General features: G+C 65.8%; 25 protein-coding genes. 8 read left to right on the top strand and 17 right to left on the bottom strand.

The features are described from left to right. The first annotated feature begins 22 nt into the window (after nucleotides 1-22). Complete coding sequence (locus AC3WTC_RS03070) at nucleotides 23-2,131, top strand: TonB-dependent receptor family protein (RefSeq protein ID WP_492710521.1); 2,109 nt, start codon at nucleotides 23-25, stop codon at nucleotides 2,129-2,131. A gap of 41 nt (nucleotides 2,132-2,172) precedes the next feature. Here AC3WTC_RS03070 and AC3WTC_RS03065 read toward each other — a convergent pair whose 3' ends face one another. The 3 genes from AC3WTC_RS03065 to AC3WTC_RS03055 are packed head-to-tail and all read right to left on the bottom strand — an operon-like array spanning nucleotide 2,173 to nucleotide 3,860. Further along, a complete protein-coding gene (locus tag AC3WTC_RS03065) occupies nucleotides 2,173-2,688 on the bottom strand; it encodes a hypothetical protein (protein WP_088101663.1) in 516 nt (171 codons plus the stop codon). A gap of 48 nt (nucleotides 2,689-2,736) precedes the next feature. Next, nucleotides 2,737-3,486, bottom strand: a complete 750-nt coding sequence (locus tag AC3WTC_RS03060; RefSeq protein ID WP_492710518.1) for a hypothetical protein — start codon at nucleotides 3,484-3,486, stop codon at nucleotides 2,737-2,739. Then, on the bottom strand, nucleotides 3,483-3,860 hold the full coding sequence (locus AC3WTC_RS03055; protein ID WP_059064590.1) for a VOC family protein: 378 nt from the start codon (nucleotides 3,858-3,860) through the stop codon (nucleotides 3,483-3,485). Before AC3WTC_RS03055 ends, AC3WTC_RS03060 begins: the two co-directional genes overlap by 4 nt. On the opposite strand from AC3WTC_RS03055, the gene AC3WTC_RS03050 reads away from it, so the two are divergent. After that, nucleotides 3,859-4,266: a hypothetical protein gene (locus AC3WTC_RS03050; protein WP_492710516.1), complete on the top strand. Its 408-nt coding sequence runs from the start codon at nucleotides 3,859-3,861 to the stop codon at nucleotides 4,264-4,266. The two genes, AC3WTC_RS03055 and AC3WTC_RS03050, sit on opposite strands and share 2 nt — an antisense overlap. Before the next feature lie 81 nt (nucleotides 4,267-4,347). Here the strand turns inward: AC3WTC_RS03050 and AC3WTC_RS03045 are convergent, their stop codons facing one another. Beyond that, nucleotides 4,348-4,926, bottom strand: coding sequence for a TetR/AcrR family transcriptional regulator (locus AC3WTC_RS03045; RefSeq protein WP_032976272.1), 579 nt, complete (start codon nucleotides 4,924-4,926; stop codon nucleotides 4,348-4,350). Between the two features lie 69 nt (nucleotides 4,927-4,995). On the opposite strand from AC3WTC_RS03045, the gene AC3WTC_RS03040 reads away from it, so the two are divergent. Next, the gene (locus AC3WTC_RS03040; RefSeq protein WP_080148474.1) at nucleotides 4,996-5,541 is read left to right on the top strand and encodes a thioesterase family protein; all 546 of its coding nucleotides are present in this window, start codon (nucleotides 4,996-4,998) and stop codon (nucleotides 5,539-5,541) included. Nucleotides 5,542-5,556: 15 nt separating this feature from the next. On the opposite strand, the gene AC3WTC_RS03035 is transcribed toward AC3WTC_RS03040, so the two are convergent. The 3 genes from AC3WTC_RS03035 to AC3WTC_RS03025 form a co-directional block, all read right to left on the bottom strand. After that, the gene (locus AC3WTC_RS03035) at nucleotides 5,557-6,276 is read right to left on the bottom strand and encodes a hypothetical protein (RefSeq protein WP_492710513.1); all 720 of its coding nucleotides are present in this window, start codon (nucleotides 6,274-6,276) and stop codon (nucleotides 5,557-5,559) included. 202 nt (nucleotides 6,277-6,478) lie between these two features. After that, nucleotides 6,479-7,225, bottom strand: a complete 747-nt coding sequence (locus tag AC3WTC_RS03030; RefSeq protein WP_492710659.1) for an SGNH/GDSL hydrolase family protein — start codon at nucleotides 7,223-7,225, stop codon at nucleotides 6,479-6,481. 94 nt (nucleotides 7,226-7,319) lie between these two features. Continuing rightward, entirely contained in the window at nucleotides 7,320-8,288 is a 969-nt protein-coding gene (locus AC3WTC_RS03025; RefSeq protein WP_025876954.1) for a DUF2268 domain-containing putative Zn-dependent protease, read from the bottom strand. A 140-nt stretch (nucleotides 8,289-8,428) separates the two neighbouring features. Between AC3WTC_RS03025 and AC3WTC_RS03020 the strand changes: the two genes are divergently transcribed. Continuing rightward, nucleotides 8,429-9,412 (top strand): hypothetical protein, encoded by a 984-nt coding sequence (locus AC3WTC_RS03020; protein ID WP_080148471.1) that lies wholly within the window; start codon nucleotides 8,429-8,431, stop codon nucleotides 9,410-9,412. Between the two features lie 13 nt (nucleotides 9,413-9,425). Here AC3WTC_RS03020 and AC3WTC_RS03015 read toward each other — a convergent pair whose 3' ends face one another. From AC3WTC_RS03015 to AC3WTC_RS03005, 3 genes are all read right to left on the bottom strand, one after another. Then, entirely contained in the window at nucleotides 9,426-9,749 is a 324-nt protein-coding gene (locus tag AC3WTC_RS03015; RefSeq protein ID WP_080148470.1) for a hypothetical protein, read from the bottom strand. Nucleotides 9,750-9,904: 155 nt separating this feature from the next. After that, a complete protein-coding gene (locus AC3WTC_RS03010; RefSeq protein ID WP_032976283.1) occupies nucleotides 9,905-12,367 on the bottom strand; it encodes a S9 family peptidase in 2,463 nt (820 codons plus the stop codon). Nucleotides 12,368-12,522: 155 nt separating this feature from the next. Then, nucleotides 12,523-12,858, bottom strand: a complete 336-nt coding sequence (locus tag AC3WTC_RS03005) for a hypothetical protein (RefSeq protein WP_025876944.1) — start codon at nucleotides 12,856-12,858, stop codon at nucleotides 12,523-12,525. A gap of 760 nt (nucleotides 12,859-13,618) precedes the next feature. On the opposite strand from AC3WTC_RS03005, the gene AC3WTC_RS03000 reads away from it, so the two are divergent. The 4 genes from AC3WTC_RS03000 to AC3WTC_RS02985 all read left to right on the top strand — a co-directional run bounded on the left by AC3WTC_RS03000 (nucleotide 13,619) and on the right by AC3WTC_RS02985 (nucleotide 16,780). Continuing rightward, complete coding sequence (locus AC3WTC_RS03000) at nucleotides 13,619-14,125, top strand: hypothetical protein (RefSeq protein ID WP_492710510.1); 507 nt, start codon at nucleotides 13,619-13,621, stop codon at nucleotides 14,123-14,125. A 13-nt stretch (nucleotides 14,126-14,138) separates the two neighbouring features. Then, nucleotides 14,139-15,569, top strand: a complete 1,431-nt coding sequence (locus AC3WTC_RS02995) for an XVIPCD domain-containing protein (protein ID WP_492710508.1) — start codon at nucleotides 14,139-14,141, stop codon at nucleotides 15,567-15,569. A 64-nt stretch (nucleotides 15,570-15,633) separates the two neighbouring features. Beyond that, the gene (locus AC3WTC_RS02990; RefSeq protein ID WP_032976287.1) at nucleotides 15,634-16,410 is read left to right on the top strand and encodes a HipA family kinase; all 777 of its coding nucleotides are present in this window, start codon (nucleotides 15,634-15,636) and stop codon (nucleotides 16,408-16,410) included. Continuing rightward, nucleotides 16,388-16,780 carry a DUF3037 domain-containing protein gene (locus tag AC3WTC_RS02985; protein WP_025876936.1) on the top strand — a complete coding sequence of 131 codons (393 nt, stop codon included), beginning with the start codon at nucleotides 16,388-16,390 and terminating at the stop codon, nucleotides 16,778-16,780. Before AC3WTC_RS02990 ends, AC3WTC_RS02985 begins: the two co-directional genes overlap by 23 nt. A gap of 4 nt (nucleotides 16,781-16,784) precedes the next feature. On the opposite strand, the gene AC3WTC_RS02980 is transcribed toward AC3WTC_RS02985, so the two are convergent. From AC3WTC_RS02980 to AC3WTC_RS02950, 7 genes are all read right to left on the bottom strand, one after another. Further along, on the bottom strand, nucleotides 16,785-17,168 hold the full coding sequence (locus AC3WTC_RS02980) for an energy transducer TonB (RefSeq protein ID WP_492710505.1): 384 nt from the start codon (nucleotides 17,166-17,168) through the stop codon (nucleotides 16,785-16,787). A 46-nt stretch (nucleotides 17,169-17,214) separates the two neighbouring features. Further along, nucleotides 17,215-17,670: a DUF4952 domain-containing protein gene (locus tag AC3WTC_RS02975; protein WP_105165028.1), complete on the bottom strand. Its 456-nt coding sequence runs from the start codon at nucleotides 17,668-17,670 to the stop codon at nucleotides 17,215-17,217. A gap of 77 nt (nucleotides 17,671-17,747) precedes the next feature. Then, complete coding sequence (locus AC3WTC_RS02970) at nucleotides 17,748-19,178, bottom strand: serine hydrolase domain-containing protein (RefSeq protein WP_248149140.1); 1,431 nt, start codon at nucleotides 19,176-19,178, stop codon at nucleotides 17,748-17,750. 88 nt (nucleotides 19,179-19,266) lie between these two features. After that, nucleotides 19,267-21,792, bottom strand: coding sequence for a membrane-bound PQQ-dependent dehydrogenase, glucose/quinate/shikimate family (locus AC3WTC_RS02965; RefSeq protein WP_492710503.1), 2,526 nt, complete (start codon nucleotides 21,790-21,792; stop codon nucleotides 19,267-19,269). Between the two features lie 130 nt (nucleotides 21,793-21,922). Further along, nucleotides 21,923-24,637: a DNA gyrase subunit A gene (gene gyrA, locus AC3WTC_RS02960; protein WP_025876925.1), complete on the bottom strand. Its 2,715-nt coding sequence runs from the start codon at nucleotides 24,635-24,637 to the stop codon at nucleotides 21,923-21,925. 233 nt (nucleotides 24,638-24,870) lie between these two features. Beyond that, the gene (mtnA, locus tag AC3WTC_RS02955; protein WP_059064602.1) at nucleotides 24,871-25,935 is read right to left on the bottom strand and encodes an S-methyl-5-thioribose-1-phosphate isomerase; all 1,065 of its coding nucleotides are present in this window, start codon (nucleotides 25,933-25,935) and stop codon (nucleotides 24,871-24,873) included. 47 nt (nucleotides 25,936-25,982) lie between these two features. Next, entirely contained in the window at nucleotides 25,983-26,714 is a 732-nt protein-coding gene (locus AC3WTC_RS02950; protein ID WP_431601842.1) for a DUF3011 domain-containing protein, read from the bottom strand. Nucleotides 26,715-26,779 lie beyond the last annotated feature (65 nt).

Below are 26,779 nucleotides of genomic sequence, written 5' to 3'. Positions count from 1 at the left end.
TTTTGGTTTACAGACTCTCCGCATGCCCTTCCTGCCGCACCGCCCCACCCGCTCCCCGATGTCGCTGGCCATCCTGCTTGGCCTTTCCACCACCGCCCACGCCGCCCCACAGGCCACCACGCTGGACGCGGTGCAGGTCACTGCCGCCGACGCCAGCATGCAGGCGCGCGAGGCGCTGAAGCGAGTGCCGGGCGCCAGCAACGTGATCGACGTGGCCAAGGCGGACAGCCGCCTGTCCAGCAGCGCCGACGTATTGGCCTACCAGCCCGGCATCAGCGCGCAGTCGCCGGGCAACGAAGGCACCAAGGTGTCGATCCGCGGCTCGGGCATCAACCGCGGCCCGGGTGCACACGCTTCCGGCATCGCGGTGTCGATCGACGGCCTTCCACTGACTGGCCCGGGCGGCACACCTTACGAACTGCTGGAACCGTTGTGGCTGTCGCGCGTGGAAGTGCTGCGCGGTGCCAACGGCTTCGAACGCGGCACGCTGGCACTGGGCGGAGCCATCGACTACATCAGCCGCAGCGGTCGCGACTCGGCGGGCGTGCAGCTGCACTACGAAGCCGGCAGCCGCGGCTACCAGAAGCGCGGGATCAGCTGGGGCGGCGTCAGCGGCGATGTCGATTACTTCCTGGCCTATACCGATACCGAATTCGATGGCTACCAGCGCCATGCGGCCGGCGATGGCAAGGGCGCGATGGCCAACATCGGCTGGCAGATCACCCCCGATCTGCAGACCCGCTTCTTCGTGCGCTACCGCGAAACCAACCACGAGACACCCGGGCGCCTGACCCGCGAGCAGATCCGCAATGATCCGCGCGCGGCGAACGCGGCCAACCTGGCCATCGATGCGCGCCGTCCGCAGCCGGGCAGCACCTGGGTGGGCAATCTCACCACCCTGCAGATCGACGAGGATTCCTCGCTGCAGGCCGGGCTGGTCTATCACAAATACCCGATGGACTTGAACGAGAGCCTGTACCGCCAGCAGCTGGACTACGCCAACCTCAATGCCACGCTGGACTACCGTCGCCGGCACACGCTGTTCGGTTTGGACAGCGAGACCACCATCGGGCTGCGCATTACCCACGACCTGGATGCCGATGTGCGCGAGTCGCTGCGCTTTGCCAACAACGGTTATGCCGCCGGCACCCGCACGCGCGACTTCCGCCACCACGGCACCGACAGCACGCTGCACATCGGCAACAACCTGGCCGTGAATGATCGCCTGCGCGTACAGACCGGTTTTGCGCTGATCAACACCCGCCGCGATGTGCAGGTCACGTGGCCGAGCAGCGGCGGCCGCCTGCGCGACCACGACTGGGACTACGCGCCGCGGCTGGGCTTCACTTGGCAGCAGACGCCACAGACGCAGTGGTTCGGCAACCTCAGCCGCTCAGTGGAAGCGCCGCACCCGTGGTCGATGATCTGGGGCTCGAACCAGTACTTCGGCGCGGGCAATGGTCCTTCCACCGGCCGCCAGCGTGCGCCGGTGCCGATGCAGAACCAGACCGCCACCACGCTGGAACTGGGTGCACGCGGTGAAGCGGCCCTGGGCCGCTGGGAACTGACCGGCTACTACGCGCACGTGAACCACGAGCTGCTGAGCGTGGAACTGCAGCCGGTGCCGAACCTGTTCATCGCTGAGAACAACGCCAGCCCCACCGTGCACCGTGGCATCGAGGCCGGGTTGGACAGCACCTTGTGGCATGCCGCACCGGGTCGTTTGTCGCTGCGCCAGGCGTATACCTTCAGCGACTTCCGCTACCGCCACGATGCACGTTTTGGCAGCAACCGCCTGCCCGGCCTGCCGCGCCACGCTTACCAGGCCGAACTGCGCTTCGACCACGCCTCGGGCCTGTATGCCGCACTGAACACCGCGTACGCCTCACGCATCGCGGTGGACTACGCCAACAGCTATTGGGCGGACAGCCACGTCATCTTCGGTAGTCGCATTGGTTACGACGCACCGGGCGGCCGCTGGCAGCTGTGGGCGGAGATGCGCAACATCGCTGACCGCCATTACGCCGCCACCGTCACTCCCGGTTACAACGATGCCGGCAAGGACGTGGCGCGCTCGACGCCCGGCGAAGGCCGCGGCGTGTATGCAGGCGTGCGCTGGCGCTTCGACTGATTCACAAGGGGAGCGCCGGGCATCGCCCGGCGCCCCTTGGATCATGCAATGCGCCAGGACGGCAGGCGCTCGCTGCGCCGCCAGACAGTGGGCGCGAAACCAATCATCAACAGCCCTGCCAGCCACTTCGGCGACGTGCTGAGCAGTGTAGAGGCCAACGCGGCATCCAGCGGAGCGGCGTCCTCCTGCCACGGGTTATAGCCCAGGTAGATGATGCTGCCCGCCCACCACAGCAGGGCCACCCCGATGCCCACCAGCAGCAGGGCCATCGTGCGGCAGGTCCAGCGCTGCGAGGTCGTCCCCCATTCGCGGGAAATGGCCACCAGCAGGCCGACCACCAGCAGCGACACCACGGTCACCAGGCCGATGTCGACCTTGTGCCCGATGCGTTCATAGGTGCAGGCGCGGCACTGGGCTTCTTCGGCGGCCGCATCTGTTGTGGGCGGGGTGGCCGTAGGCCCGGACTGGGCCAGCACCGCGAAGGGCATCAACAGGGCGAACATCGCCACCATCAGCCAACGAACGAACTTCCTGTTCCTGCGTGCAGCGACATCCATGCGCTTCTCCTTGCGTGTGATTGATATTAAACGTCGTGGCAGATCCTGTTACAACGCCTTGAATACCTGCATCAGGCTGACCGCATCCGGCGCCAACTGCTGCGCAAGCCAGCCCAGCCCGGCGAAAAACACCAGCAGGCCCAGCAGCGGCCAGATCGTATGGGACAGGCACAGCCGCCACCACCCCTGTGCCTGCATGCCCTGCATCCGCTTGTACAGACCCCCGGCGATGGCCGCATCCACCAGCAGCTCGGCCATCAGCACCGGCGCAGACCAGACTACCCAGGCACTGGCCACGAGCACTGTAGCCACCAGCGCCATGATGCCGAGAATGGCCAGCAACGGCAGGCCTGCCTCGCCGTCGGCCACGTCCAGCAACGATGCGCTGTCGGCGCTCGCGCTGGAGGACGCTGCGGCTTCGCCCCAGGAGGCGGACGCGCCACCACCGCCGGAATGCCCGCCGCTGCCGGTCCACGGCGATGCCTGGCTGTCACCGCCGCCGGGCGCGGAGCCCAACCCATCGGCCACTGCATCCCAGCGCCACCGGATCCAGACCCACATCAGCAGCAGGAACACGCCATAGGCGATCAGCACGGCCAGCGGATAGCGCAGCAGCATCGCGTCCATGCCTGCCAGGCGCAGCACGTGCGAGGCGAGGAACCCGGCGGCACCGGTCATCACGACAATCACGGCCATCTGCAGCCGCGGCCAGCCACGATGCTGCAGCTGCCGACGTGCACGCATCGCTTCGCCGCTGCGGCTGCCCGGCATTGAAACGGGCTGGCGTGCGTGTTTCATGCCGCCGCCTTGGTCACCGCCTCGATGCGATGGCCATCTGGATCGATCACGAACGCAGCGTAGTAGCGCTCGCCGTAGTCCGGGCGCAAACCGGCAGGTCCGTTGTCCTGGCCTCCGGTGGCCAAGGCAGCACGATGGAAGGTATCAACGGCGTCGCGCGTAGTTGCCGTCAACGCCAGATGGAAGCCAGGTCCCGGCGCAACCGCATCGTCGCGCAGCTTCAGGCACAACAGGTCTTCATCCTCGACCAGGCCATAGCCGATCGCAGTGTCGTCTTCGAAAACGCGGCGGTAACCGAGTGCTGCAAGAACGGCATCGTAAAAGCGACCTGCACGCTCGAGATCGCGGACACCCAACGAGAGGTGGTGCAGCATGCAGACATCCTTGCCAGGCACGCGCGGGCTGCGCTGGCCGGATTCTACCCTGCCGTGGCGCCGCGTCTACAGGTCACGTCCCGTCCAGTTCCCGCCGGATCCACGGCAACCGCAGTCCGGTGTGGATCCTATATTCTGGGCAGCCACGGAACGGATCGGCTCCTGCATGCAAGCGTCCCAGTTCACCCGCCCTGTTGCCATCGTCATGTTCCTGCCGATGATCGGCCTGGCAGGCTGGGGGTCCTGGTTCGCGACCTATTGCATGAGTGACGGCTGCCTGGGCGTGTTTCCACTTTGGCTTGGCGCAATGGCGGCCTTGTTCCTGCAGGCCCTGCTGGTCTTGCCTGTGCATGCCTGGGCACTGAAACGGCGAGGGGCCGATGCGGCCAGCCGCTATGTACGCTGACTGGTGGCATCCAGTATCGCTGTGATGGTGCCCATGTTTGCCGGGTGGGTCTACATGTTCTTCAAGTAGGCCGCGCGCCGCTCAAGCAGGCGGTGCGGCTGCCTTCAACAGCTGCGCAGCCACCTGGTCGAACGGGGCGATGTCCTGCAGTGCGCGGCTCATCGCCACTGCGCCTTCCACACTGGCAATCACCAGGCTGGCCAGGCCGGTCGCCTGGGCAGGCGCGTGCCCATCGGCGACGAACGCCTCAGCCAGGTGCCCCTGCCAGCGGGCAAACACCTCGGCGGCCGCCGCACGTGGCTGGCTCGGCAGGGCCTCCACCGGCTCCTCGACGGCTGCCGCCAGCACCGGGCAGCCGGCACGAAAACCGGTGCGCAGCAGGCGCTCGCGCCACAGCGCCAGGAACTGCTGCAACCCCTGCACCGCGCCGCCCTTCAGCAGTTCGATCAGCAGCGCCTCCACCTTGTCGCCGGCCATCGTGGTGGCCCGTGCCAACAATTCCTGCTTGCCGCCCGGGAAGTGGTGATACGTGGACCCGAGCGGCGCATCAGCCAGTTTGGTCACTTCGCGGATGCTGGTCGCGTTGAGGCCCACACGCGCGAGCATCTGCGCTGCGGCATCGATCACACGCTGGGGGGCATCGGATGATCGCGGGCTCACGGCCGGCTCCTTGCTAAGACAGTCGTCATAGACTAGCGTATCGACCGTTCTATAACAGTCGTCATAACCATGAATCTCTGGTTCCGCCTGCTCCACCTGCTGCTGTGCAGCCTGTTCCGGCCGAAGCTGGAGGCACCGTTCGGCGTCTCCCGCCTGCAGTTCCGGGTGCTGCCCAACGACCTGGACAGCAACCTGCACATGACCAACGGCCGCTACTGGAACATCTTCGACCTGGGCCGGCTGGACCTGATCCTGCGCATGGGCCTGGGCAAGGTGGCGCTGCGTGAGAAGTGGGCGCCGATTGTTGGCGCCGGCACCATCCAGTTCCGGCGCGAGCTGAAGCCGTTCCAGCGCTTCACCCTGGAAACGCGACTGGTCGGCTGGGTCGGCACACGCGGCATCATGGAGCAGCGCGTACTGATCGGCCCGGAGCAGAAAACCGCCACGCGTGCACTGCTGATCACCGGCATCTACGACCGCCGCGCACGTCAGTTCGTCGGCATGCCACAGATGATGGAATCGATCGGCGTGGTTGCTCCGCCCTCGCCGGCCCTGAGTGCGGCAGCCGAGGCGCTGCTGGCTGCCGATCTGGCGTTGAAGCAGGACCATGATTGACCCCTGCCGCGCAGATCAGGGGGCAGACGCCTCCACCTTCATGGGGGTCACGAAGGTGATCTGCGTGCGGCCACCCACATGCAGCACATACTCGAAGGTCTGCCGCATCTGGCTGTACGCGCCACCTTCGGGCGCGCCATAGTTGGCGCCGACGCTCACGGTGTGCCGACCGGGCGTCAGTGGCTTGAGCATCAGCCAGTAGCCGTCGGCCGCAGCCAATCTCGAGTCGTCGTCATCCGGATCCATGCGGAAGCAACCTTCGCTCTTCACCCGGTGCAGGCGCACGTCACCCAACGGCTGCCCGTCCAGCAGCACCACAGCGCTGACAAGATGGTCGTTGTTGATCGCCGCGCCGGCCTGCAGCTCCTCGCAGGAGACGTCTTCCCCGGTCTGGTAGCTGGCCATGTTGATGATGGGCAGCAACAGGTGCCTGCCTTCGGGCACCACGCACTGCCTGCGTGGCTGGAAGCGGCCATTGGTTCCTGCCAGGTTCCAGACCGGCCCCTCCTGGCCCAGTTCGCACAGGCGACCATCGGGATCCAGGTAAGGCGCCACCCTCTGCTCGTCAGCCCAGCGCCACCAACGCGCGGTCCATTCGCTCAGGGAAATGCCGGCCACCGCCTCACGTGTAATCGGTGACGCTGCAGGCGCGGCAATGGCGCTCGCCTGACCTGCAAACATCAGTACCGTGGCCACGCCGGCCAAGCGCAGCCTGCTGCCGATTCCGTTCTGCATTCCCTGCCTCGTCGTCCCTGGCGGCCACCGTGCGCGGCCCGCTCGGTGGACACTCTATCGCAGCGGCGTCGCGTCCGTTGGTGATGCGTTTCTGTGAGTGGCTTCTGGCGGAACTGGCGATAGGGTAGTGCCGGCCGCTGGCCGGTAATCCGTTCGGCATGCAGATCGAGGTTGCCGGCCAGCGGCCAGCACTACCCCAATCTCAGCGCTTGGGCGCGTTCGCCTGCGCGCGCTTGATCGCCGCCTCGGCCAGCGGTGCCATCAGCGCATAGCCCTTCGCCGTCGGATGCACGCCATCGGTTGCCAACTGCGCATCAAGTCCGCCGGCACGGTTGGCCATCGGCGTGTGGTAGTCCAGATAGACCAGCCCGCGTGCATCGGCTTGCCGCTTCAACGCAGCATTCAATGCACGCACCTTGGGTGCAGGTGCTATGCCCGGCATCCACGGGTACTCGCTGACCGGCAACACCGACGCCAGCACCACCGCAATGCCATGCGCTTTGGCCAGATCCAGCATGGCGTGCAGGTTGTCCTCGATCATCGCCTGCGTGGCCGGGCCGGTGTTGCCGGCAATGTCGTTGGTGCCGGCCAGGATCACCACCACATTCGGGCGCAGCGCCAGCACATCCTGCGAAAAGCGCACCAGCATCTGTGCGGTGGTCTGCCCGCTGATGCCGCGATTGAGGTAACCCTTGCCGGGGAAGAACGTGCTGCTGCCTTCCTTGCCCCAGCCTTCGGTGATCGAATCGCCGAAGAACACCACACGTGACTGGCCGGCCCGTGGCGCGGGCAAAGCAGCATTGGCTGCGCGGTACTTCTGCAGCTGCGGCCAATCGGACAGACGCTGCTGCATGAAACGCACTTCGTCTGGCTGCACCTGCTCCACTGGCTTGGTCAGCAATGGATTGCTGGCCGCCTGCACCAACACTGGCGTGGCCAGCCCCGCCATGAGCGATCCGGCCAGCAGCCAGGCCAGTGAAGTCCTCCTGCGCATGAGCATCCTCCGTTGTCGACCTGGGCAGTCTAGCGCGGCCTGCCAATGGTCACTTGGCCGATGCAGCCGCCCTTGCCGCCACACCCGTCACCTTCGCCGGCATCCACATCCCTGGCGTCCAGCCGCTGGCCTGCAGGATCGCCTTCGGGTTGTCCTGCTGGATCAGCGCGCGCACGGCATCGCGCTTGTTGCCGGCCTGCAGGTAATACGCCTTGGCGATGCGGTAGCCCACCCAGTAACCCAGATCGTAGGGCTCCTGCGAACCCGGCGTGTAGTTGTACAGCCAGGGCGTCAGATCGGTGCTGTCCACGTCCAGCGCGAAGGCGCTTTCGATATGCACTTCCCTGCCCCGCGTCCAACCGGCATGCCGCCCGTTGCCAACGTTGCCGGAAATCAGCTCGGCGATGAACTCGGCGATCCCCTCGCCCAGCGACTCGCGCAGCACCGTCGCCCGCGGGTCGCCTGCTTCGTACTCGCTCACGCCGGTCTGCTGGATATGCACGTACTCATGCGCGATCACGTGCACGAAGCGGTCCTGCGCGTTGGCGTTCATGAAATCGGCCGCGCACAGTGCTTCCAGGCCGATCACCACGCCATCGGGGTACGTCATGCCCACCGGCTTGCCGCGCCCCACCACGATCGCCACCGGCGGAAACTTCGCCTGCGGATAGATCGCCTGCAGATTGGCGAACACCTGCACCAGTCGCTGCCGCACCGCCGGCAACTCCGCCAGGCAGGCCCGTCCATTGGCGTACAGCGCAGGGTCGCGCGCCATCGCTTCGGCCATGCGCTGGGCGGTCACCCGGCGCAGCTTGGCGAACTGGGCCAGGCTCGGCGTGCCCTGTGCCAGGTACTGCTCAAGCTGGGCCACGCTGGGCTTGCCGCCAGCGGCCTCGTACAGCGCGTAGAAACGGGTGGCATCAGCGGTCAGGATTTCCGGTCCCGGCGCGGCCGCTTGGGCAGTGCCGATCACCCCGCCGAGGGCCAGGGCAAGCAGGCAACGCAATGACACGAACATGGCTCCGTCCTTGGTGGAGTGCACGCGAAGCGCGCAATCTACCACCGCGTCGTCGCATGCGCTGCCGTATCGTGCAACGCACTCTGCGGCTGTGCCAGACTCGTGCCGACCGGCTGCCAGGGAAGCGAGGGGAATACAGGATGATGATCGTTCCAGCGTACTGGGCCGAAGCCCGCCTGCAGGACAGGTACAAGGGACGCCCGCTGGTGGTACGCCGGTTCGGCTGGTCCGACGACGACCAGGACGCCGCGCAGGCCCACGCCGATGCACGTGCACGCGAAGCGCTTGATGCCATCCTCAGTGGCCAGTCCGTGCCGCGTCGCGAGCGACGGACCAACTACGGTGTCGAAGGCATCCCGATCCGCGAGCAGATCGTGCAGCGCAGCGATGACGTCATCGTTACCCGCAACAGCTACGGCGCGCTGTGCCTGAACACCCCGGACGTACTGTTTGCGGATATCGACCACGTGTCCACTCCGTCAGGCTGCGCATTGCCGCTGCTCGGTGCGCTGGGGCTGCTGGCGGCCGGTGCGCTGATCGGCGGTGCGCTGGGCAACTTCAACATCGGCCTGGCCGCCGGCGGCATTACGATGGTGGTGGTCAACCAGGTCCTGTCGTGGCGGCGCAATCGACGGCTGGCCCGGTCCGGCGGCGTCGAAGGCATCGCACTGCAGCGCGTGCAGGCATTCGTCGAGCACCACCCCGACTGGCACCTGCGCGCTTACCGCACCCCGGCCGGGCTGCGCATATTGGCGATGCATGCCACGTTCGAACCACAGGATGCGCAGGTGCATGCCTTCTTCAAGGCATTGGGCACCGACACGTTGTATGCACGCATGTGCACGCTGCAGCATTGCTTCCGTGCGCGGCTGACACCCAAACCGTGGCGGCTTGGCATCATCGCGCACATCCGTCCGCCGGTGGCGGCCTGGTCGGCCGAGCAGGCCAGCAACCCCGACCGCCTGGCGTGGGTCGCCGAGTACGAAAGGGAAAGCGCCGGCTTCGCTGCATGCGCCTATGTCCGCAGCTTCGGCGATGAGCGCCGCGTGCATGCCAAGGCCGAACGCGTGCGCGACCTGCATGATCGGATGTCGCGTGCGCTGGAGAACCTGCCGCTGGGCTGAGTGCACGTCGTGCTCAGCGGCCGCCCTGCACGAAGGGTTGGCCCGCCAGCGTGGTTCCCACCTGCAGAGCGACCTGCTGCCCATCCTTGGCGAAAGTGCTGCTGCAATTGTTGCCGCCCTTCTGGCAACCCACTTCCGGGAAACCGTCCAATACTTCAGGTGCATCGCGTGGCGGGCTGGCCTGCCATCCCGCGGCATCAAGAAGGCGCTTGGCCTTGCTGTAGGGCATGCCGGCAGTGATGCCCAATGCTGCCAGCTCGGCCGGCAGCGGCTGGGCGAATGCAATGCCCGGGGCAACGGAAATCGACAGCGATACGGCGAGGATGAAGGCCTTCATGGAGCGAACCCGTAGCGGACATCAGATGCGCAGCGTACCGCAGCTTTGTGGCCGATCCATGCCTGCATCACAGATGGTTACGCAACACCCACAGGGGGATACCTGGACTGGATGCCTGAACCAGAAAGGCCGCCCCGGAGGGCGGCCTTGCCGGATTACTTCGCGTTCTTCACGTAGGTGTCGAACCAGTTGAGCATTTCCGACACCAGCTGCTCGTTCGATTCCAGCGCGGTATACCAGTGCGGTTCGTTGGGCAGCATCACCAGGCGGGTGGTACCACCATTGCCGCGGATCGCCTGGTACAGCTTCCGCGACTGGAACGGCTCGGTGCCCGGGTTGGCGTCGTCCTCGCCGTGGACCAGCAGCAGCGGCAGCTTGATCTTGTCGGCGTAGAAGAACGGCGAGGCCTTCAGGTACACATCCTGCGCCTGCCATACCGAGCGACGCTCGTTCTGGAAGCCGAACGGGGTGAAGGTCTTGTTGTACGAGCCACTGGTCGCCACGCCGGCCTTGAACAGGTTGGTGTGGGCGATCAGGTTGGCGGTCATCAGGCCACCATGGCTGTGGCCGGTCACGCCGATACGGTTGCGGTCGACCACGCCCAGCTCCACGGCCTTGTCCACCGCCGCCTTGGCGTCGGCTTCCAGCTGTTCCAGATAGGTGTCGTAGGCGTTCTTCGGGTCACCCACGATCGGGAACGAGGCGTTGTCGATGATCGCGTAGCCGGCCAGCAGCATCAGGCGGTACGGCTGCAGACGGGTGAACGTCTGCTGCGAACCGGAGACCTGGCCGGCCTGCGCGGCATTGGCGAAGTCGGCCGGGTAGGCATACAGGATCGCCGGCACGCGCTGGCCTTCCTTGTAGCCCGGCGGCGTGTACAGGGTGAACGACAGGTCCACGCCATCGGCGCGCTTGTAGGTCACCAGGCGCTTCTGGATCTGCCGCACTTCCGGGGTCGGGTCGACCAGCTTGGTCAACGCAGCAGGCTTGGACTGGAACTGTGCCTCGCCGGCCTTGGCATCGTTGATGCGCTCACCGAGCAGACGCACGAATGCGTTCGGCGGGTCCATCACCGACTGGTGCCAGGTCAGGAAGCGACCCGGTGTATTGCTGAACCCCAGGAACTGCTCGTACGCATCGGCATCACTGCGGAACAGGCGTTCGCTCTTCAACGTTGCAAGATCAAGCGCATCCAGGAACGGACGGTCGCCCTGCGGCGAGGCCCCCTGCCCGCGCAGGAACACGGTGTTGCCCTCCTGGCGCACCACCGGCGCACCGCTGGGCAGGCGCTTGAACACCAGGTTGCCCGGGTTGCCGTACAGCTCATCGCTGGACATGTCCCACAGCAGGCGACCTTCCTTCTTCGGCTGGTCCACATCGACGATGCGGGCCTGCATCCAGTGCCGGTTCTCGTCGTTCTCGAACTGGAACGACACGGCCGGGTCGGCCGACCACGCAAACCCCTCGAAGCGCTGTGCAGTGCGGGCGATTTCCACCGGCTTGCCGGTGAACGGGGCCTTCAGCATCAGCACGCGATCGCGATGCGGCACGCTCACCTTCCAGTCGCCCTTGTCCAGCGCTTCGGCATAGACCAGGGTGGCCGGATCGGTGGAGCGCCAGTCGTAACCCCGCGGACCTTCCGGCACACCGTGTACCGGCACGCGATCGGCCAGCGGCAGGCTCGCCAGAACCGTATTGCGGCCATTGGCCAGGTCCAGCACCGCCACATCATTGGCGAAGCGCTGGTAGGTCACCGCATGCGAGAACGGCGCCTTCAGGGTTTCGGTCAGCACATGCACGCCATCGGGCGCGGCGTTGACGTCGTTGTACAGCGCCGGCTGGCCAACCGGGCGCACGCTGCCGGCAGCGGCATCGACCACCGCCAGCTGCGAGGCACCGTAATAGGCGAACAGCTTTTCGTCGTGCACGCTGGTCAGCGTGTCGCGCGCTTCATAGGTGCTGCTCTCGCCACTGCTGCCCAGCGACTCCTGCGCGTCCGGACCGGTGGGCGTACCGCCGTTGGACGGCGCCGGCCCCTGGTTGGCCGGCACCAGCTTCACCAGCAGGTTCTGGCTGCCGCCCAGCCACTGTACCGTGCTGCCGAAGATGGGGTTCAACTGCACGTTCGGCACCTGCTTCACCTGGCCGGTGGCGGCGTCGCCCACCCACAGCTGCACGCTGGTATCGACGGCATTCTGGAAGGCGAAACGGCTGCCATCGGCTGACCACTGTGCGCCACCTGCGCACCCCTGCGGCAGGTTCACCTTGGTGCTCTTGCCGCTGACGATCTCGACCAGGGTGAAGTCGGCCACACAGGCCGGAATGCCATAGCCACCGGGGGTGTCGTGGCGGCTGCGGTTCTTCGGTTCCAGGCGCACGCCAGCCAGCTTCAGGTACGGCTGGGCGACGCGGGTGATGGACGGATAGGTCTGTGCGGTGGTCAGCAGCAGGCGCTGGCCGCTGGGGTCGATGTTCGGTGCCGGCGGCGGCGGCGCCTTGAGCACCTTGAGCAGGTGTTCCGGCGGCTTGGCGTAGTCGGCGAAGGCCGGGCCGGCGGCCAACAGGCCGAGCGTGGCAACGGCAACGGCCGCCGCCAGAGAGGTACGACGGATGAGCATCCTTTTCCCCTGGGGTGTGAGTTGGGTACCCGCACGGCGGGCATGGGCCGAATCTAACACCCCCTGCCCACCGGGAAATGGGCCGGAAGGGCTAGTCGCCCCATCCTGCAAAGCGTGGCCCTGCCTGGACCGGCCCCTCTCTGGATGCCCTTCGCCTACTGCCGCGCGTGCAGTTCCCAGGTGGACAGATAATCGGGATCGATCACCGTCACCCCGCTGGACCGCAACTGGTACTCGCCTGGCGCGGCCGGCAGATACTGGTCCAGCATGGGCGGCAGGTAGCGCTCGTGGCCGTCATCGCCATCGGCCAGCACCAGTCCTTCTTCGGCACTGACCCTCAGCACGGTGCCGGCAAACTGCTCCAGCCCCTGCACCTGGCCATCGCCACCAAAACGGGTAACGCCCACCAGCACCAGCTTGCCAATCATCTGCGCGGCCTTGGCATCATCCAGATCCAGGGGCGGCAGGGCTCCTCTCGATTCGTTGCTCATCGTGCACCTCGGAAGCCTGCGTGGACATCGTGGACGAGATGCGCGCCCAGTGCTGCGAACGAAGCAGCGCCATGGGGCGACTCGCATGCATGTAGTGGCTCTGCGCATTGCGGGATGCAGAGCCAACCATCGGTGCTCAACTCACGGAAGAATTCTGTCTGAGGCTGCATGAACCGCAGCAACGTCTTCAGCATGTCTGCCAACACCAGCGCACGCTGCCTGCGCGATAGGCTGGTTGCTGATGCGGTAGGTATACGCGTGAACAGGACTGTGCATCGCGGGCCTCCTTGCCGAGGGGAGTGGCCTCGCAGGACCACGTTCAACGCTGCGCAAACGTGCCGGAAACAAGCTGGCGGGTGTCGGTCGCGGGAAAGCGGCAGGGAGGCCTGCAATTCAAGGCCACGCCAGTGCTTGATCGACTCACGGCTGGATGCTGCCACCTCTCACGGAACGAGGAAGTGAAGAAAATTCCATGGCATCCAGAGCCGACTGCGCGCCGTCAGGGAGAGCCCGGCGCTGGCAACTTCGCTTGCAGCAAACACCTGAGGTCCGAAGCGCCCGGCCCCGGTGCCAGCAATCGTCAATCCCATTTAACCTGTGATTCACCTGGCCCACTTTAGGGTCAGCGCTCAACATGCAGGGAACGCTTATGCTTGGGTACGCATTCACACGGCCGTGGGCAATCGTCCTAAGTGCGGCCTCGCTCTGCGCCTGCGCACACGCGACTGACCATTCGTCGACCTCTCAAGGACCCGCTACCATGGCATCGACTGCCTCCGACGCCGCAACGCCGTCTGCGCTCACCGCAGATCAACTCCTGTTGCGCCTGCTGGATCTGATCAAGGACACCACCTCCACCCGTGAACTGACCCTTAAACGGGTATCGCAGGCCATGCAGGCGCCCGCGCAGAGTTTCGGCCCGGGTCATTTCGGCTACGGCGGCACGCTGACGCCGGAATGGAGCTACGGCCTGGAAATCAAGACGGCTGGCGCTGCCGATACGCGTCTCGATCTCAATTTCATCGACACCACCGCCGAGCGCAAAGCCAACGCATCGGCGATCTGCCAGGTCGACTTCGATCAGTTCGCCTCGGGTCTGCAGGCTGCGGGCTTCAAGCGTGAAACCATCCGCGGCGAGCACGGCCGCGTCATCCATGACCGTTTCGATCGCCCGAACCTGAGCATCAAGGTCGACACGATGGCTGAGAATCCGACCCCGTCTGGCGAGCCGGCGCATGCCTGCGTCCGCCTTGTCACCGTGCAGTAAGGAGCAGCGCACCATGCCTACGCTTTCAGCGGATACGGAACGCCTGCTGACCGAATTTGCAGGAAAACCCGATGTAACGACCGATCAGGTCGACAATCTTCGCAAGGCCATCGCCAACTCTCCGGCGCTGGCAACCCAGGTCGACTCGGCCATCGCTGCCGGTCATCTGCAGCGCTTTGAGCTGCTGCCTGCCGACAGCAGTGTGGGCGGCGAGTACGACGGCGGCGCAAAGACGATCAGCCTGCCGGCATCCAGTCTGTCCACACCAGCGGGGGACAGGCACGACGCGGCAGAGCTGACCTTCGTACTGGGCCATGAGCTGCAGCATGGGTTCAATGATGCAGCGACCGAACGGGCCTATAAGCAGTTTGATTCCGATATTGCAGACATTGCCGCACGCGATTCGACCCACGACTACACCCAGGCCATCGGCACCCTGCTCGCAGCCAACCGGCGCGACGAGGCATCGGCGAACATCGAGGGCTGGAATGCGCTGGTCGGCATGGTCAAGAACGCCAAACCGGACGCCACGCTGGAAGATCTCTACAAAGCAAGTACCCGTGCAGAGGAGTTCGTGCGCGTGCAGCCCGGCCCGCCGATGACCTATGCCGCGCATCCGGACCTGACGCTCAATGCAGACCTGAGCATGACCGCCACTGCCGCCAACATCGAGGGCATGGGCAAGCACTACTACGACGAAGGTGTCTCGTCGCGGCTGGGTCCCAACGGCAATTCGGATTACCAGAACTACTACGCCACCGATGCCATCGGCCGCGCCTGCAAGGAAGAAGCCAAGAACCCCGCACCCGATGGCATCAGCCGGATGTCGGTGAACATGGCACAGCTCGGCCTGCAGGAAAGCCTGCTGGAACAGAACGGCCTCTCTCTGGGTAAAGGCACGCCACCACGGCAGCCCTACTTCGACACCAGCACCTCGCCGTCCACGCTGCATTATTTCGACCACACCGAGGGCACCTACGCCCACGTGCCCATCACTGCACAGGCAACCACACCCGTGCCGACCGAAGCGCAGGCTGCGCCGTTGGCGGGTGGCAACGACCGTGCCCTGCACGATCAGATCCGCGGCAAGGTGGCAGAGCTGGATGCCGCCAACGGCCGCAGCTTCGACGCCTCCAGTGAACGACTGAGCGCAAGCCTGCTGGTACTGGCCCGCGAGAACGGCCTGGACCGCGTGGATCATGTGGTGCTCAGCCGGCAGGCAGGCGATGTCGCTGCGGCGCAGAACGTGTTCGTGGTGAAGGGCGCGCTGGATGATCCTGCGTCGCTGCGTGCATCGGCAGCCACGGCTGAAGCCGCACAGCGGCCGGTGCAGGAAAGCCTGGACAGCCTCGCTATCGTCAACCAGCGCCAGGCCGACCACGCCTCGCAGGAACAGACGCGCCAGCAGGTGCAGGAACAGCAGCGCAGCGCGTTGTCGCACTGAGGTCAGGGACGGCGCCGGGCATCGCCCGGCGCACCCAATGCATGTGCCACGCTAGAATGCACCCATGCGTACCGTCCATGCCCTTCGCTACATCACCCCCTTGCGGGAAGGTGGCTCGCTGCCCGCCGTGGTCGAGACCGACGACGACGGTATGGCGGTGCTCAAGTTCCGTGGCGCTGGCCAGGGGCCCAAGGCGCTGATCGCCGAGCTGATTGCAGGCGAGATGGCACGCGCGGTGGGCCTGCCGATTCCGGAGATCCTGTTCGTCGAGCTGGACAGCGAGTTCGCCCGCACTGAGCCGGACCCGGAGATCCAGGACCTGATCCGCGCCAGCGAAGGCCTGAACCTGGGCCTGGATTACCTGCCTGGCGCGATCAACTACGATCCGGCGGCGATGCCGGTGGACGCCGACCTGGCCTCGCGCATCGTCTGGTTTGATGCATTCACCAGCAACGTCGATCGCACCACGCGCAATCCGAACCTGATGGTCTGGCACCGCAAGCTGTACCTGATCGACCACGGTGCGGCGATGTACTTCCATCACGACTGGGCCAACGCCGGCGATGCCTGCGAGAAGCCGTTCGTACTGATCCGTGACCACGTGCTGCTGTCATTCGCCAGCCGCATCGCCGAGGTGGATGCCGAGCTGGCCGCGCGCCTGCCGGATGCGGAAATCGAGCGCATCGTCGGCCTGGTGCCGGACAGCTGGCTGGTTGATGAGCCGGCCTTCGACAGCCCGCAGGCTTACCGGCAGGGCTACATCAACTACCTGAAGCATCGCCTGAAGGTGCGTGCGGTGTTCGTGCAGGAGGCCATCCGTGCCCACGCTGCACACGTATGACTATGCCGTCATCCGCGTGGTACCGCGGGTGGAACGCGAGGAGTTCATCAACGTCGGTGTGATCGTGTCCTGCCCGGGCGCACGGCACCTGGAAGCGGCAATCGAGATCGATGCCGCGCGCCTGCACGCCTTCGCGCCGGCGCTGGATATTGAAGCGCTGCAGCCGTGGCTGGATGCCATCGTGGCGATCTGCCGGGGCGATGCCGGCGCCGGCCCGATCGCGCAGCTGCCTGCGCGCGCGCGCTTCCATTTCCTGACCGCCAAGCGCAGCTCGGTGGTGCAGATGTCCAGCACACACGTAGGCCGCACGGCGGACCCGGCGGGCGTGGTCGAACACCTGATGGCAAAGATGGTTCGGGTACCTGCCTAGCGCACTACTTGCCACCGCCCCAGCGTGCAGTCATTTCGCTGCGGATCGGCGTGCGCTCGGTGTTGCTGTCCGTTGCCGTGAAGCGCATCGCCTTGACCGCATTCAACGCCCAGCCACTGAAGGCCGTCGACGGCTTGGCCTCCACCACCTTTACGTCATACGTCCGGCCGCGCTTGTTGACCGAATAGGCCACGGTCACCTCCTCCGCGAACGGCACACGGCCGGGGTCGACATTGAGTTGTGGGCGGAAGGTTCCCTCCGCCGGCTTCCAGTACGTCAACGCTTCGGCCTGCGGCAGCTGCAGCGGCTCGGGAGATGCGGCGGCGGCGGCCTGGCTCAGTGCCAGGGCAAGCGTGATGGCAGCAAAACGGAGCAGCATCGGGGGCATGGTTGTCATTCCTTGTACGCCAGTGGTTGGTTTCAAGCGTACGCCATCAAGGGCCTTTGCGGTTCACCGCAACGGTTACCGTGAAGTAGGGAATCGCGCTCCACTGCGTGCGCGGATGGTGCAGCGATTCCACGCCCATGCCGATCTGGTACTTCACGCTGCCCGGCTGCTCATGCCAGAAATAAGGCGCGCCGCTGCTCCAGCCACAACATACATATGTCAATGACGGCATGCCAAAGGTCTGCTGCAGATAGGCTTCGATCTTCGCCGCCGAGGCACCGCTGACGCGATACCGCGCTTCCATCGGCTGGATGTAGGAATCGTCGTCCTGCGTGCAGCCTACGTATTCCAGCTCGGCTGGTTTTCGTCCCATCGCCTGCAGGAAATCCTGGCAGACGGTGTCGGGGCGGGCCAGGCCTTCGGAGCGGCCGTGCAGTTCCCATTCTGCAAGCGCGGCGTCGGGACGCTGTGCCTGTGCCGTGCCGGCAAGAAGGAAAGCCATGCACAGCGATGACCATTGCAGTCCAATCAGGCCCCTCTTGCCGCTCTGCTGTCGGTCGTTGCTGCCGGCGCCGTGCATCACAGGGGCACGCGGCGGGCGATGTAGTTGATCACATTGCCCATTGCATCCGGATCGACGTTGGCCAGGCCGATCAGTACATATCCCTGCTCAGGCATCACCACAATGGCGCTGTTCGAGCCGGGTGCCCCGCCCTCATGGCCGAACTGGCGCTGCCTGCCCTCTCCCTGCACCATGAACCCGTAGCCGTACCAGCCCTTGTTGTTCTGCGGACGCGTGGCCTGCTGTAGCCACGCCGGCGAAACCAGGGTGCCGGCACGCAGGGCCTCGGCGAACTTCAACATGTCACCCACGGTGCTGTAACCGCCACCGGCCGCAGTCCCGCGCCATGGCAGGGATCTGGTTTCGCTGAGCCACTGTCCTTTCGCCCGGGTATAGCCGGGTGCACGATGTGGAACGTCCACCAATTCCGGCTCAAAGCCGGTTGCCGTCATGCCCGCTGCGCGGAGAATATGGTCGTTGACATAGTGGTAGTACGTCTGCCCGGACACCGCCTCGATGATCCTACCGAGCACAATGAACCCGTAGTTGGAATAGCCATCCTGGCTGCCTGCGGCAAACTGCGGGGGATCCTTGGCGAAGCGTTGCACATAATCGTCGTGCGTTCTCAGTGACGCCGCGTAGTGCTCGAAATCATCACCGAAGAAATCACCGAGCCCACTGGTATGGTTGAGCAGTTGCCGGATCGTGACCGTACCTGCCACCCCTTCGTTGGGATAGTCCGCCAGGCGCTTGCCGATGGTGTCATCCAGGGTAAGACGGCCGGCCTCAGCCAGTTGCAGGATCGCCACTGCGGTGAACATCTTGTTGGAAGAGGCAAGGCGGAACTGCGTCTGCGCATCGACGGGCACGCGCTGCTCACGGTTGGCGAGCCCTCCCTGCCACTGCATCAGCACCTTGCCATCGTGCGCGACCAGCACGGCGCCAGAGAGTGCGTCGGCCGCCTGCAGCGCGTTGAGCCGTGCCGTGATTTCGCCCAGAAGTGCCGGCAGCTCCATTCGTGCGGGCTGGAACTGTTGCGGCGTCGGCACACCCTCCAACTGGAACAGCTTCACGTGGCGTGGAGCGGCAGGGTCCATTTCCGCAGTCAACAGCATCGCCCGTTCACTGCTCTCGCCCAGCACCAGCACTTCGACCTTCTCCGGCGTGCTCGAGCGGACGTCGAGCACCTTCATCGGCCCACTTGACGCACGGAACTCCAGGTAATCCTGCGGGCCGCTGCCCGCCTTCTTTGCGTACCTGTCGGCGAACGCCTGCAATCCATCGAGGCTGCCCGCATTGAAGGCAGCCAACCATTCATCCACGGCATCCTGTGCGCGCGGACCGCTCGATCCGGCAGGTACTTCGGCCGCACCAACACTGGATGACAATGCCGGCAGCAAGGCGAAAGCCAACAGCAAGGCACAGAAGCGTTGACGGTACACGGACATGGCGAATCCTTCGCAGGCAGAACGTAGCGCCATCCTAGAGGACAATCGCACAGAGTCCATGCACTGCAGCCGCACTCACACCCTTGGGCTATTCCGGCAACGCATACGCCATCACGTAATCCCCGGCCGGCGTCTCCATGAAATGGTGCCCGCCAGCCATGATGACCACGTATTGCCGCCCGCCCTGCTCGTACACCATCGGGTTGGCCTGGCCACCGGCTGGCAGCTTGGTGTGCCACAGCTCCTTGCCGGTCTTCAGGTCGATGGCACGCAGCAGGTCGTCGGTCGCTGCGGCGATGAAGATCAGGCCGCTGGCGGTCACCACCGAACCGCCATTGTTCGGCGTGCCGATTTCAATGGGCAGGCCGGAGCGGATGCCGAAGGGGCCGTTGCCACGCGCGCTGCCGAACGGCCGGTCCCACAGCAGCTTGCCGCTGCGCAGGTCGATCGCACGGATACCGCCATAGGGCGGCTGCTTGCACAGCAGGCCAGTGAACGGCAGCCGCCAACCGGCGTTGACGTCGATGCCATAGGGCGTGCCGACCTGCGGATCCCCTGCGCCTTCGGCACCGCCCTTGTCGGCGCGCATCTGCTCGCGCGGCAGCCAGCCCTTGCGGTCGGCTTCGGCGCGCGGCACCAGCCGGTTGTAGTTGGGCATGTCGTTGTAGTTGGCCACGATCACGCCACGCCGCGTATCGATGGCCACGCTGCCCCAGTCCGAGCCACCGTTGTAGCCGGGGTATTCGATGGAGTGGTGATCGCTGCTGGGCGGTGTGTAGAACCCTTCGTAATGTGCCTTGCGGAACTGGATTCGGCAGACCAGCTGGTCGATGGGGGTGATGCCCCACATGTCGCGCTCGGTCAGCGCGTCGTCGCGCCGCAGCGTGTGGTACAGCGAGAACAGCTGGGTGGCGGCGCGCTGCTCGGGCTCCACGCCGCCCTGTGGCACCTTGCGCTCCTCGGCCGGGGTGAGCAGCTGGCCGTTGCGACGGTCGAGGATGTACATGTCGCCCTGCTTGGTGGGCAGCAGGATCGCCGGCACCTTTCCCGATGCCGTCGGGTAGTCGATCAGGCTGGCCTGCGAACCCAGGTCGTAGTCCCAGACGTCCTTGCGCACGGCCTGGAAATGCCAGACCGGCTTGCCGGTAGCCACATCGATGGCGACCAGCGAGGTCGCGTACCTGTTCTGGTTTTCGGTGCGCGAGCCACTCCAGTAGTCGCCTGCGGAATTGCCCATCGGCAGGTACACCAGGCCCAGTGCTTCATCGCCGGTAGCGGTGGTCCACATGTTCGGTGTGCCACGTGTGTAGGTCTGCTCGCGCGGTGGCAGGCCGCTGCGCTCGGGGTGGTCCATGTCCCACGCCCAGCGCAGCTTGCCGCTGATCGCGTCGTAGGCCTGGATGACGCCGGAGGGCGCGTCGCGGCGCTGGCCGTCCAGTACCTGGTGGCCGGTGACGATGACACCGCGGACGATCGCCGGCGGCGAGGTGATCGATACGTAACCCGGCGGCACCTCGCCCATGCCCAGGGTGATGTCGACCTGGCCGTTGTTGCCGAAATTCGCGCAGGGGCGACCGCTGTCGGCGTCCACCGCGATCAGGCGACCGTCCAGCGTGCCTTCGATGATGCGTGCGCTGCAGGCTGAGCGGCTCCCTGGCGCCGCGCTCCGGTGGGTGCGGGTCGGCGGCGGTGCGGGCAGCGCGAGATCGGCAGCCACATCAGCGAGTGCGGCATCGGCGAGGGTCGGCGCGCTGGGCAGCTCGTAATAGGACACGCCACGGCAGGCGGCCGTGTACGGGATCGACGCATCTTTCACCTTCGGGTCGAAACGCCATAGCTCCTTGCCGCTGCCGGCATCGAGGGCGATCAACTGATTGCGTGCGGTGCACAGGTACAACCGATCACCGATCTTCAGTGGCGTGGTTTCCGCACCCCAGCGCTTCTTCGGCAGGTCGCCCGTGCGGAACTGCCACGCCAGTTGCAGGGTTCCCACGTTTTCCGGGGTGACCTGCTGCAGCGGCGAATAACGGGTGGCGGCATTGCTGCGCCCCCATGCCGGCCAGTCCCCCTCGGCCGGCTGGTCGGCAGGCTGCAGGCCGGTGGTGTCACGGGTGGGATCAAGCCCGGCGCTGACCGCCGGCTCGGGGAACGGCTGATGCCCGTCGACCACGCCATGCGGGGTGAACGCGAGGCCGAAGGCGGCCACGAAGACCAGCATCAGTACAGCGGCCACGCTGCGCGACAGCCGCCTGGGCACCGGCGCCTGCAGGGTCGGCGCCAGCAATGCCAGGACGATGCCGAGGGCGGTCACCAGGCCCAGCCGTGGTACCCAGCGCCAGTAATCGCTGCCCGACTCCCACCAGGTCCACAGCAGGCTGCCGATGAACACCAGTGCGTACAGCAGTGCACCGCTACGCCGATTGCCCCACAACAGGATGCCGCAGACCAGCAGGCCCAAGCCGGCGATGGCGTAGTACCAGGAGCCACCGAGGCTGAGCAGCCACGCACCAAGGCCGCCGATGACCAGGCCGAGCACGATCAGCAACAGGGCCAGCACGGTAACCAGAGGATGGCGGGGCGGAGGCGCGGAAGCAGACTGCGGCGTGGCGGACATCGTCGATCTCCGGGGGCAGCATGCGCCCTTATGCCACCGTCACCGTGAAGTGCGTGCGTATTTTCGACTGCAGGCACGACGACGCCGGCACAAGGCCGGCGTCGTCGGGTACCTCAGCATCGCGGCAGGATCACTCCTGCGCGGCGTCCTCGCTGCTGGCAGCAGCCGGTGCGCCGTCGGTCGCGGCCGGGGCGGCGGCGGCCACCTCGTCCTCGTCCTCGTCGATCGAGGCATCCATGCGCTCCACCGCCTGCAGCTTCTCGTCCTTGGACAGGCGGATCAGGGTCACGCCCTGGGTGTTGCGGCCGACGCGGCTGATTTCCGAGCCACGGGTACGCACCAGGGTGCCGCCGTCGGAGATCAGCAGGACTTCATCGTCGGTACCCATCAGCACCGCGGCAACCAGCTTGCCATTGCGCTCGGTGGTCTGGATGCCGATGACGCCCTGCGTGCCACGACCCTTGCGCGGGTAGTCCGGCAGCGGGGTGCGCTTGCCGTAGCCGTTTTCGGTGGCGGTGAGGATGTAACGCAGGTTGGCGTCGTCGGCACCTTCGATCAGCGCATCGCCATTGGCGACGGCCTCCTCGACACCGTTGTCGTCCTCGTTCTCGTCCTCGATGCCGCCAGCACTCTCGGCCACGATCAGGCTGACCACTTCCTCGCCGGCCGGCATCCTGATGCCGCGCACGCCGGTAGCGGTACGACCCATCGAGCGGACCTTGTCTTCACCGAAGCGCACGGTCTTGCCGTTGGAGGCGAACAGCAGGATGTCGCGCTCGCCATCGGTCAGGCCGACGCCGACCAGGGCATCGCCCTCGTCGAGGTTGATCGCGATCTTGCCGCGGGCCAGACGGAAGGCGAACTCGCCCAGCGGGGTCTTCTTGACCGTACCGTTCTTGGTGGCGAAGAACACGAACTGGCCATCGGCGTACTCGCGCACCGGCAGCACGGCCTGCACGCGTTCGCCCGGCTCCAGCGGGATCCAGTTGATGATCGGACGACCGCGGGCATTGGAACCGGCTTCAGGCAGCTGGTACACCGGCAGCCAGAACACCTTGCCCGAACTGGTGAAGGTCAGCAGCGTGTCGTGCGTGTTGACCAGCCACAGCTGCTCGATGAAATCCTCTTCCTTGGTCGACGCTGCGCTGCGGCCGCGGCCGCCTCGACGCTGGGCGCGATAGGCGCTGACCGGCTGGCGCTTCACGTAACCGGCATGCGACAGGGTGACCACCACGTCTTCCGGGGCGATCAGGTCGAGGATGTCCAGGTCTTCTTCGCTGTGGCGGATCTCGGTACGGCGCTCGTCACCGAACTCGGCCCGCACGTTGATCAGCTCTTCGCGGATCACCTGCAGCAGGCGATCGGGATCTTCTAGGATATGGATGAGCCCGGCGATCACTTCCAGCAGCTGCTTGTATTCCTCGGTCAGGCGGTCCTGCTCCAGCCCGGTCAGGCGGTGCAGGCGCATTTCCAGGATCTGCGTCGCCTGGATCTCGGTCAGCTGGTAGCCGCCTTCGATCAGGCCCACGCCCTTGGGCAGGTCATCGGGACGCGAGGCTTCGGCACCGGCGGCGCCGAGCATCGAACCGACCAGGCCCGGTTCCCACAGGCGCGCAAGCATGCGCTCGCGTGCCTCGGTGGGGTTCGGCGAGGTCTTGATCAGTTCGATCATCTCGTCGATGTTGGCCAGCGCAACGGTCAGGCCTTCCAGCACGTGGGCACGGGCGCGCGCCTTGCGCAGCTCGAACACGGTGCGGCGGGTAACCACTTCGCGACGGTGGCGGACGAAGGCCTCCAGCATCTGCTTGAGGTTCATCAACTGCGGGCGGCCGTCGACCAGCGCCACCATGTTGATGCCGAACACCGACTCCATCTGGGTCTGCTGGTAGAGGTTGTTGAGCACAACCTCGGCCGACTCGCCGCGCTTGATTTCGATGTAGATGCGCATGCCGTCCTTGTCGGACTCATCGCGCAGCTCGCTGATGCCTTCGATCTTCTTTTCCTTGACCAGCTCGGCGATCTTCTCGATCAGACGCGCCTTGTTCACCTGGTAAGGAATTTCAGTGACGATGATCGATTCGCGGCCGTTGTCGGCCACTTCGACATCCGCCTTGGCACGGATGCGCACGCGGCCACGGCCGGTGCGGTAACCGGCGATGATGCCGGCGGTGCCGTTGATGATGCCCGCAGTCGGGAAATCCGGGCCCGGGATGAACTCCATCAGGCCGTCGATATCGATTTCCGGATTGTCGATCAGCGCGATGCAGGCATTGATCGATTCGGTGAGGTTGTGCGGCGGAATGTTGGTCGCCATGCCCACCGCGATACCGGCCGAACCATTGACCAGCAGGTTCGGGAACCGGGTCGGCATGACCGTCGGCTCCAGTTCCTTTTCGTCGTAGTTGGGCTGGAAATCGACGGTTTCCTTGTCGATGTCCGCCATCAGCTCATGCGCGAGCCGCGACATGCGCGCCTCGGTGTATCGCATCGCCGCGGCGGAGTCGCCGTCGACCGAACCGAAGTTACCCTGGCCATCGACCAGCATGTAGCGCAGCGAGAACGGCTGTGCCAATCGCACCAGCGTGTCGTACACCGACTGGTCGCCATGCGGGTGGTACTTACCGATGACGTCACCGACGATACGTGCCGACTTGAAGTAGGGCTTGTTGCTGTGCGCGTTGAGTTCATTCATCGCAAACAGCACACGACGATGCACCGGCTTGAGGCCATCGCGCGCATCTGGCAGCGCGCGCCCCACGATCACGCTCATGGCGTAATCGAGGTAGCTCTTGCGCATCTCGTCTTCCAGGTTGACCTGGATGATTTCCTTGGCGGTTTCTGCCATTCGGGTTCCGTTGTCTGGTAGCGGTCCAGTCCGGCGCATCCACCCGGGGGTGGTCGTGCCGGAACCTCGATTCAACCGCTGGATTCTACCACACGGGGCCGTTTTCCGCCTGCCTTTACGGTGATTTTACCGGCACAAATCAGGAACTTAGGGGGCTGCCGGCCAACGGCCGGCACTACTGGACGCCGGGGTCGGAGCCCTTTCCAGCGGAAAGGCACCCGCCCCTGCCCGCGTCAACCGCCGAAGGCGGTACGCATGTTCTCCGCGGTCGGGTTCAGGATCACCCCCCGCTCGGTCACAATGGCATCGATCAGCTCGCCCGGGGTGACATCGAACACCGGGTTCCAGGCGGCGATGCCCTCGGCCACGGTGCGGGTGCCGCCCACGCCGTACAGTTCGCCCGGGTCGCGCTGCTCGATCTCGATCTGGCTGCCGTCCACGGTATCCATGTCCACCGTCGAGGACGGCGCCACGACCATGAACTTCACCCCGTGGTGGCGGGCCGCGATGGCCAGCTGGTAGGTGCCGATCTTGTTGGCCGTATCGCCATTGGCGCAGATGCGGTCAGCGCCTACGATCACCCACTGCACCGCACCGGTCTTCATCAGGTGCGAGGCGGCCGAGTCGGCGATCAGCGTCGCGTCGATGCCGTCCTGCTGCAGCTCCCATACAGTCAGGCGCGCACCCTGCAACCACGGCCGGGTCTCACCTGCAAACACACGGGCGATGCGGTCCTGGGCCATGCCGGCGCGGATCACGCCCAGCGCCGTACCGAAGCCGGCGGTGGCCAGCGAGCCGGTATTGCAATGGGTCAACACGCCGCTGCCGGCCTCGATCAGGCCGGCACCGAGTGCGCCCATGTGGCGGTTCGCGGCCAGGTCTTCTTCGGCGATCGCTTGCGCTTCAGCCTCCAGCAGCGCCTTCCAGTCGGCACCGGCAGCGCTCAGGCAACGTCGCATGCGTGCCAGCGCCCAGGCCAGGTTCACCGCGGTCGGGCGAGAGGCATTCAACCGCTGCAGCGCCGGTTCCAGCTGCTGCAGGGCATGCGCGCCATCGGCCGCCTGCACATCACGTGCGGCCAGCACCACACCCCAGGCGGCAGCGATTCCGATGGCCGGCGCACCGCGCACGGTCAGGGCGTGGATGGCCGCAGCCACCTCATCGCTGTCATGGCAGGCCACATGCTCGACCACGAACGGCAGCTTGCGCTGGTCGAGCAGTTGCAGGGCATCGCCGGTCCACAGGATCGGGCGGATGTGGTCGTAACGGGCGTAGTCGAGGTCGGTGGCGGTATTCATGGCCCCATTGTAGGGCCACGCCACGCACGGATGGACCCCGTCCGGGGTCAGTTCACCGAGAATTCTGCGCGGCAGCCGCCGTCGACCCAGATGCCGTTGCGGTTCCAGCCCCAGGTGCTGCCTTCCTCGCACGGGGTGCTGGAAAGCTGGTTGGACAGGGTGGCGCTGGTGGAGATGCTGGCGCCACAGAAGCGGCGCTTTTTGGACTTGGATTCGCAGGTCAGCCGGCGCGGCATGTCGACGAAACGGCCCTGCTCGTCGGCCACCTCGAAATCACCCTGGCACCCCCGGGTGGTCCACACCTCATTGCGCTTGTAGCCCCAGCCCTGCCCTTCCCGGCACGGCAGCACCGACAGCTGCCGCAGCAACCGTACCGGCGCACCGTCCAGGCGTACCGGGCAGCTCTGCGGGCGGCCATTGGACTCACAGCGCACTACCCGCCGCACCAGTCGCTTGCGGCCCTCGGCCGAGGGCACGGCATCAGTCTCTGCACCGCGCGCGCGGAACTCGGCGCGGCAGCCCAAGGTCACCCACACGCCACTGCGGTCGGTGCCCCACTCGCTGCCACGGATGCAGCTGTTGCTGGACAACTGGCGGATCAGGTCAACGCCGTTGCTGACATCGATGTCGCAATGCACCCAACCCATGTCGCGGGATTCGCAGGTCACCACTTCGCTGTCATAGCCAAGCGACTGCGCCGATGCGGTCGACGGAAGCAGGGCACCCCATATCGCCACGGAGTACATCGGTGCCGCTACGACCGCAAACCACTTGACCAAAGCCTTCCCCATGAATGGATGAACCACGACGCAAGTGTGCGGTATCGGCTGTGATAAGAGCATCA

The organism is Stenotrophomonas sp. FW305-C-20-S1, from assembly GCF_058783335.1.
The sequence above is the reverse complement of the archived record's forward strand: the minus strand, read 5'-3'. Positions and strand labels throughout refer to the sequence as shown.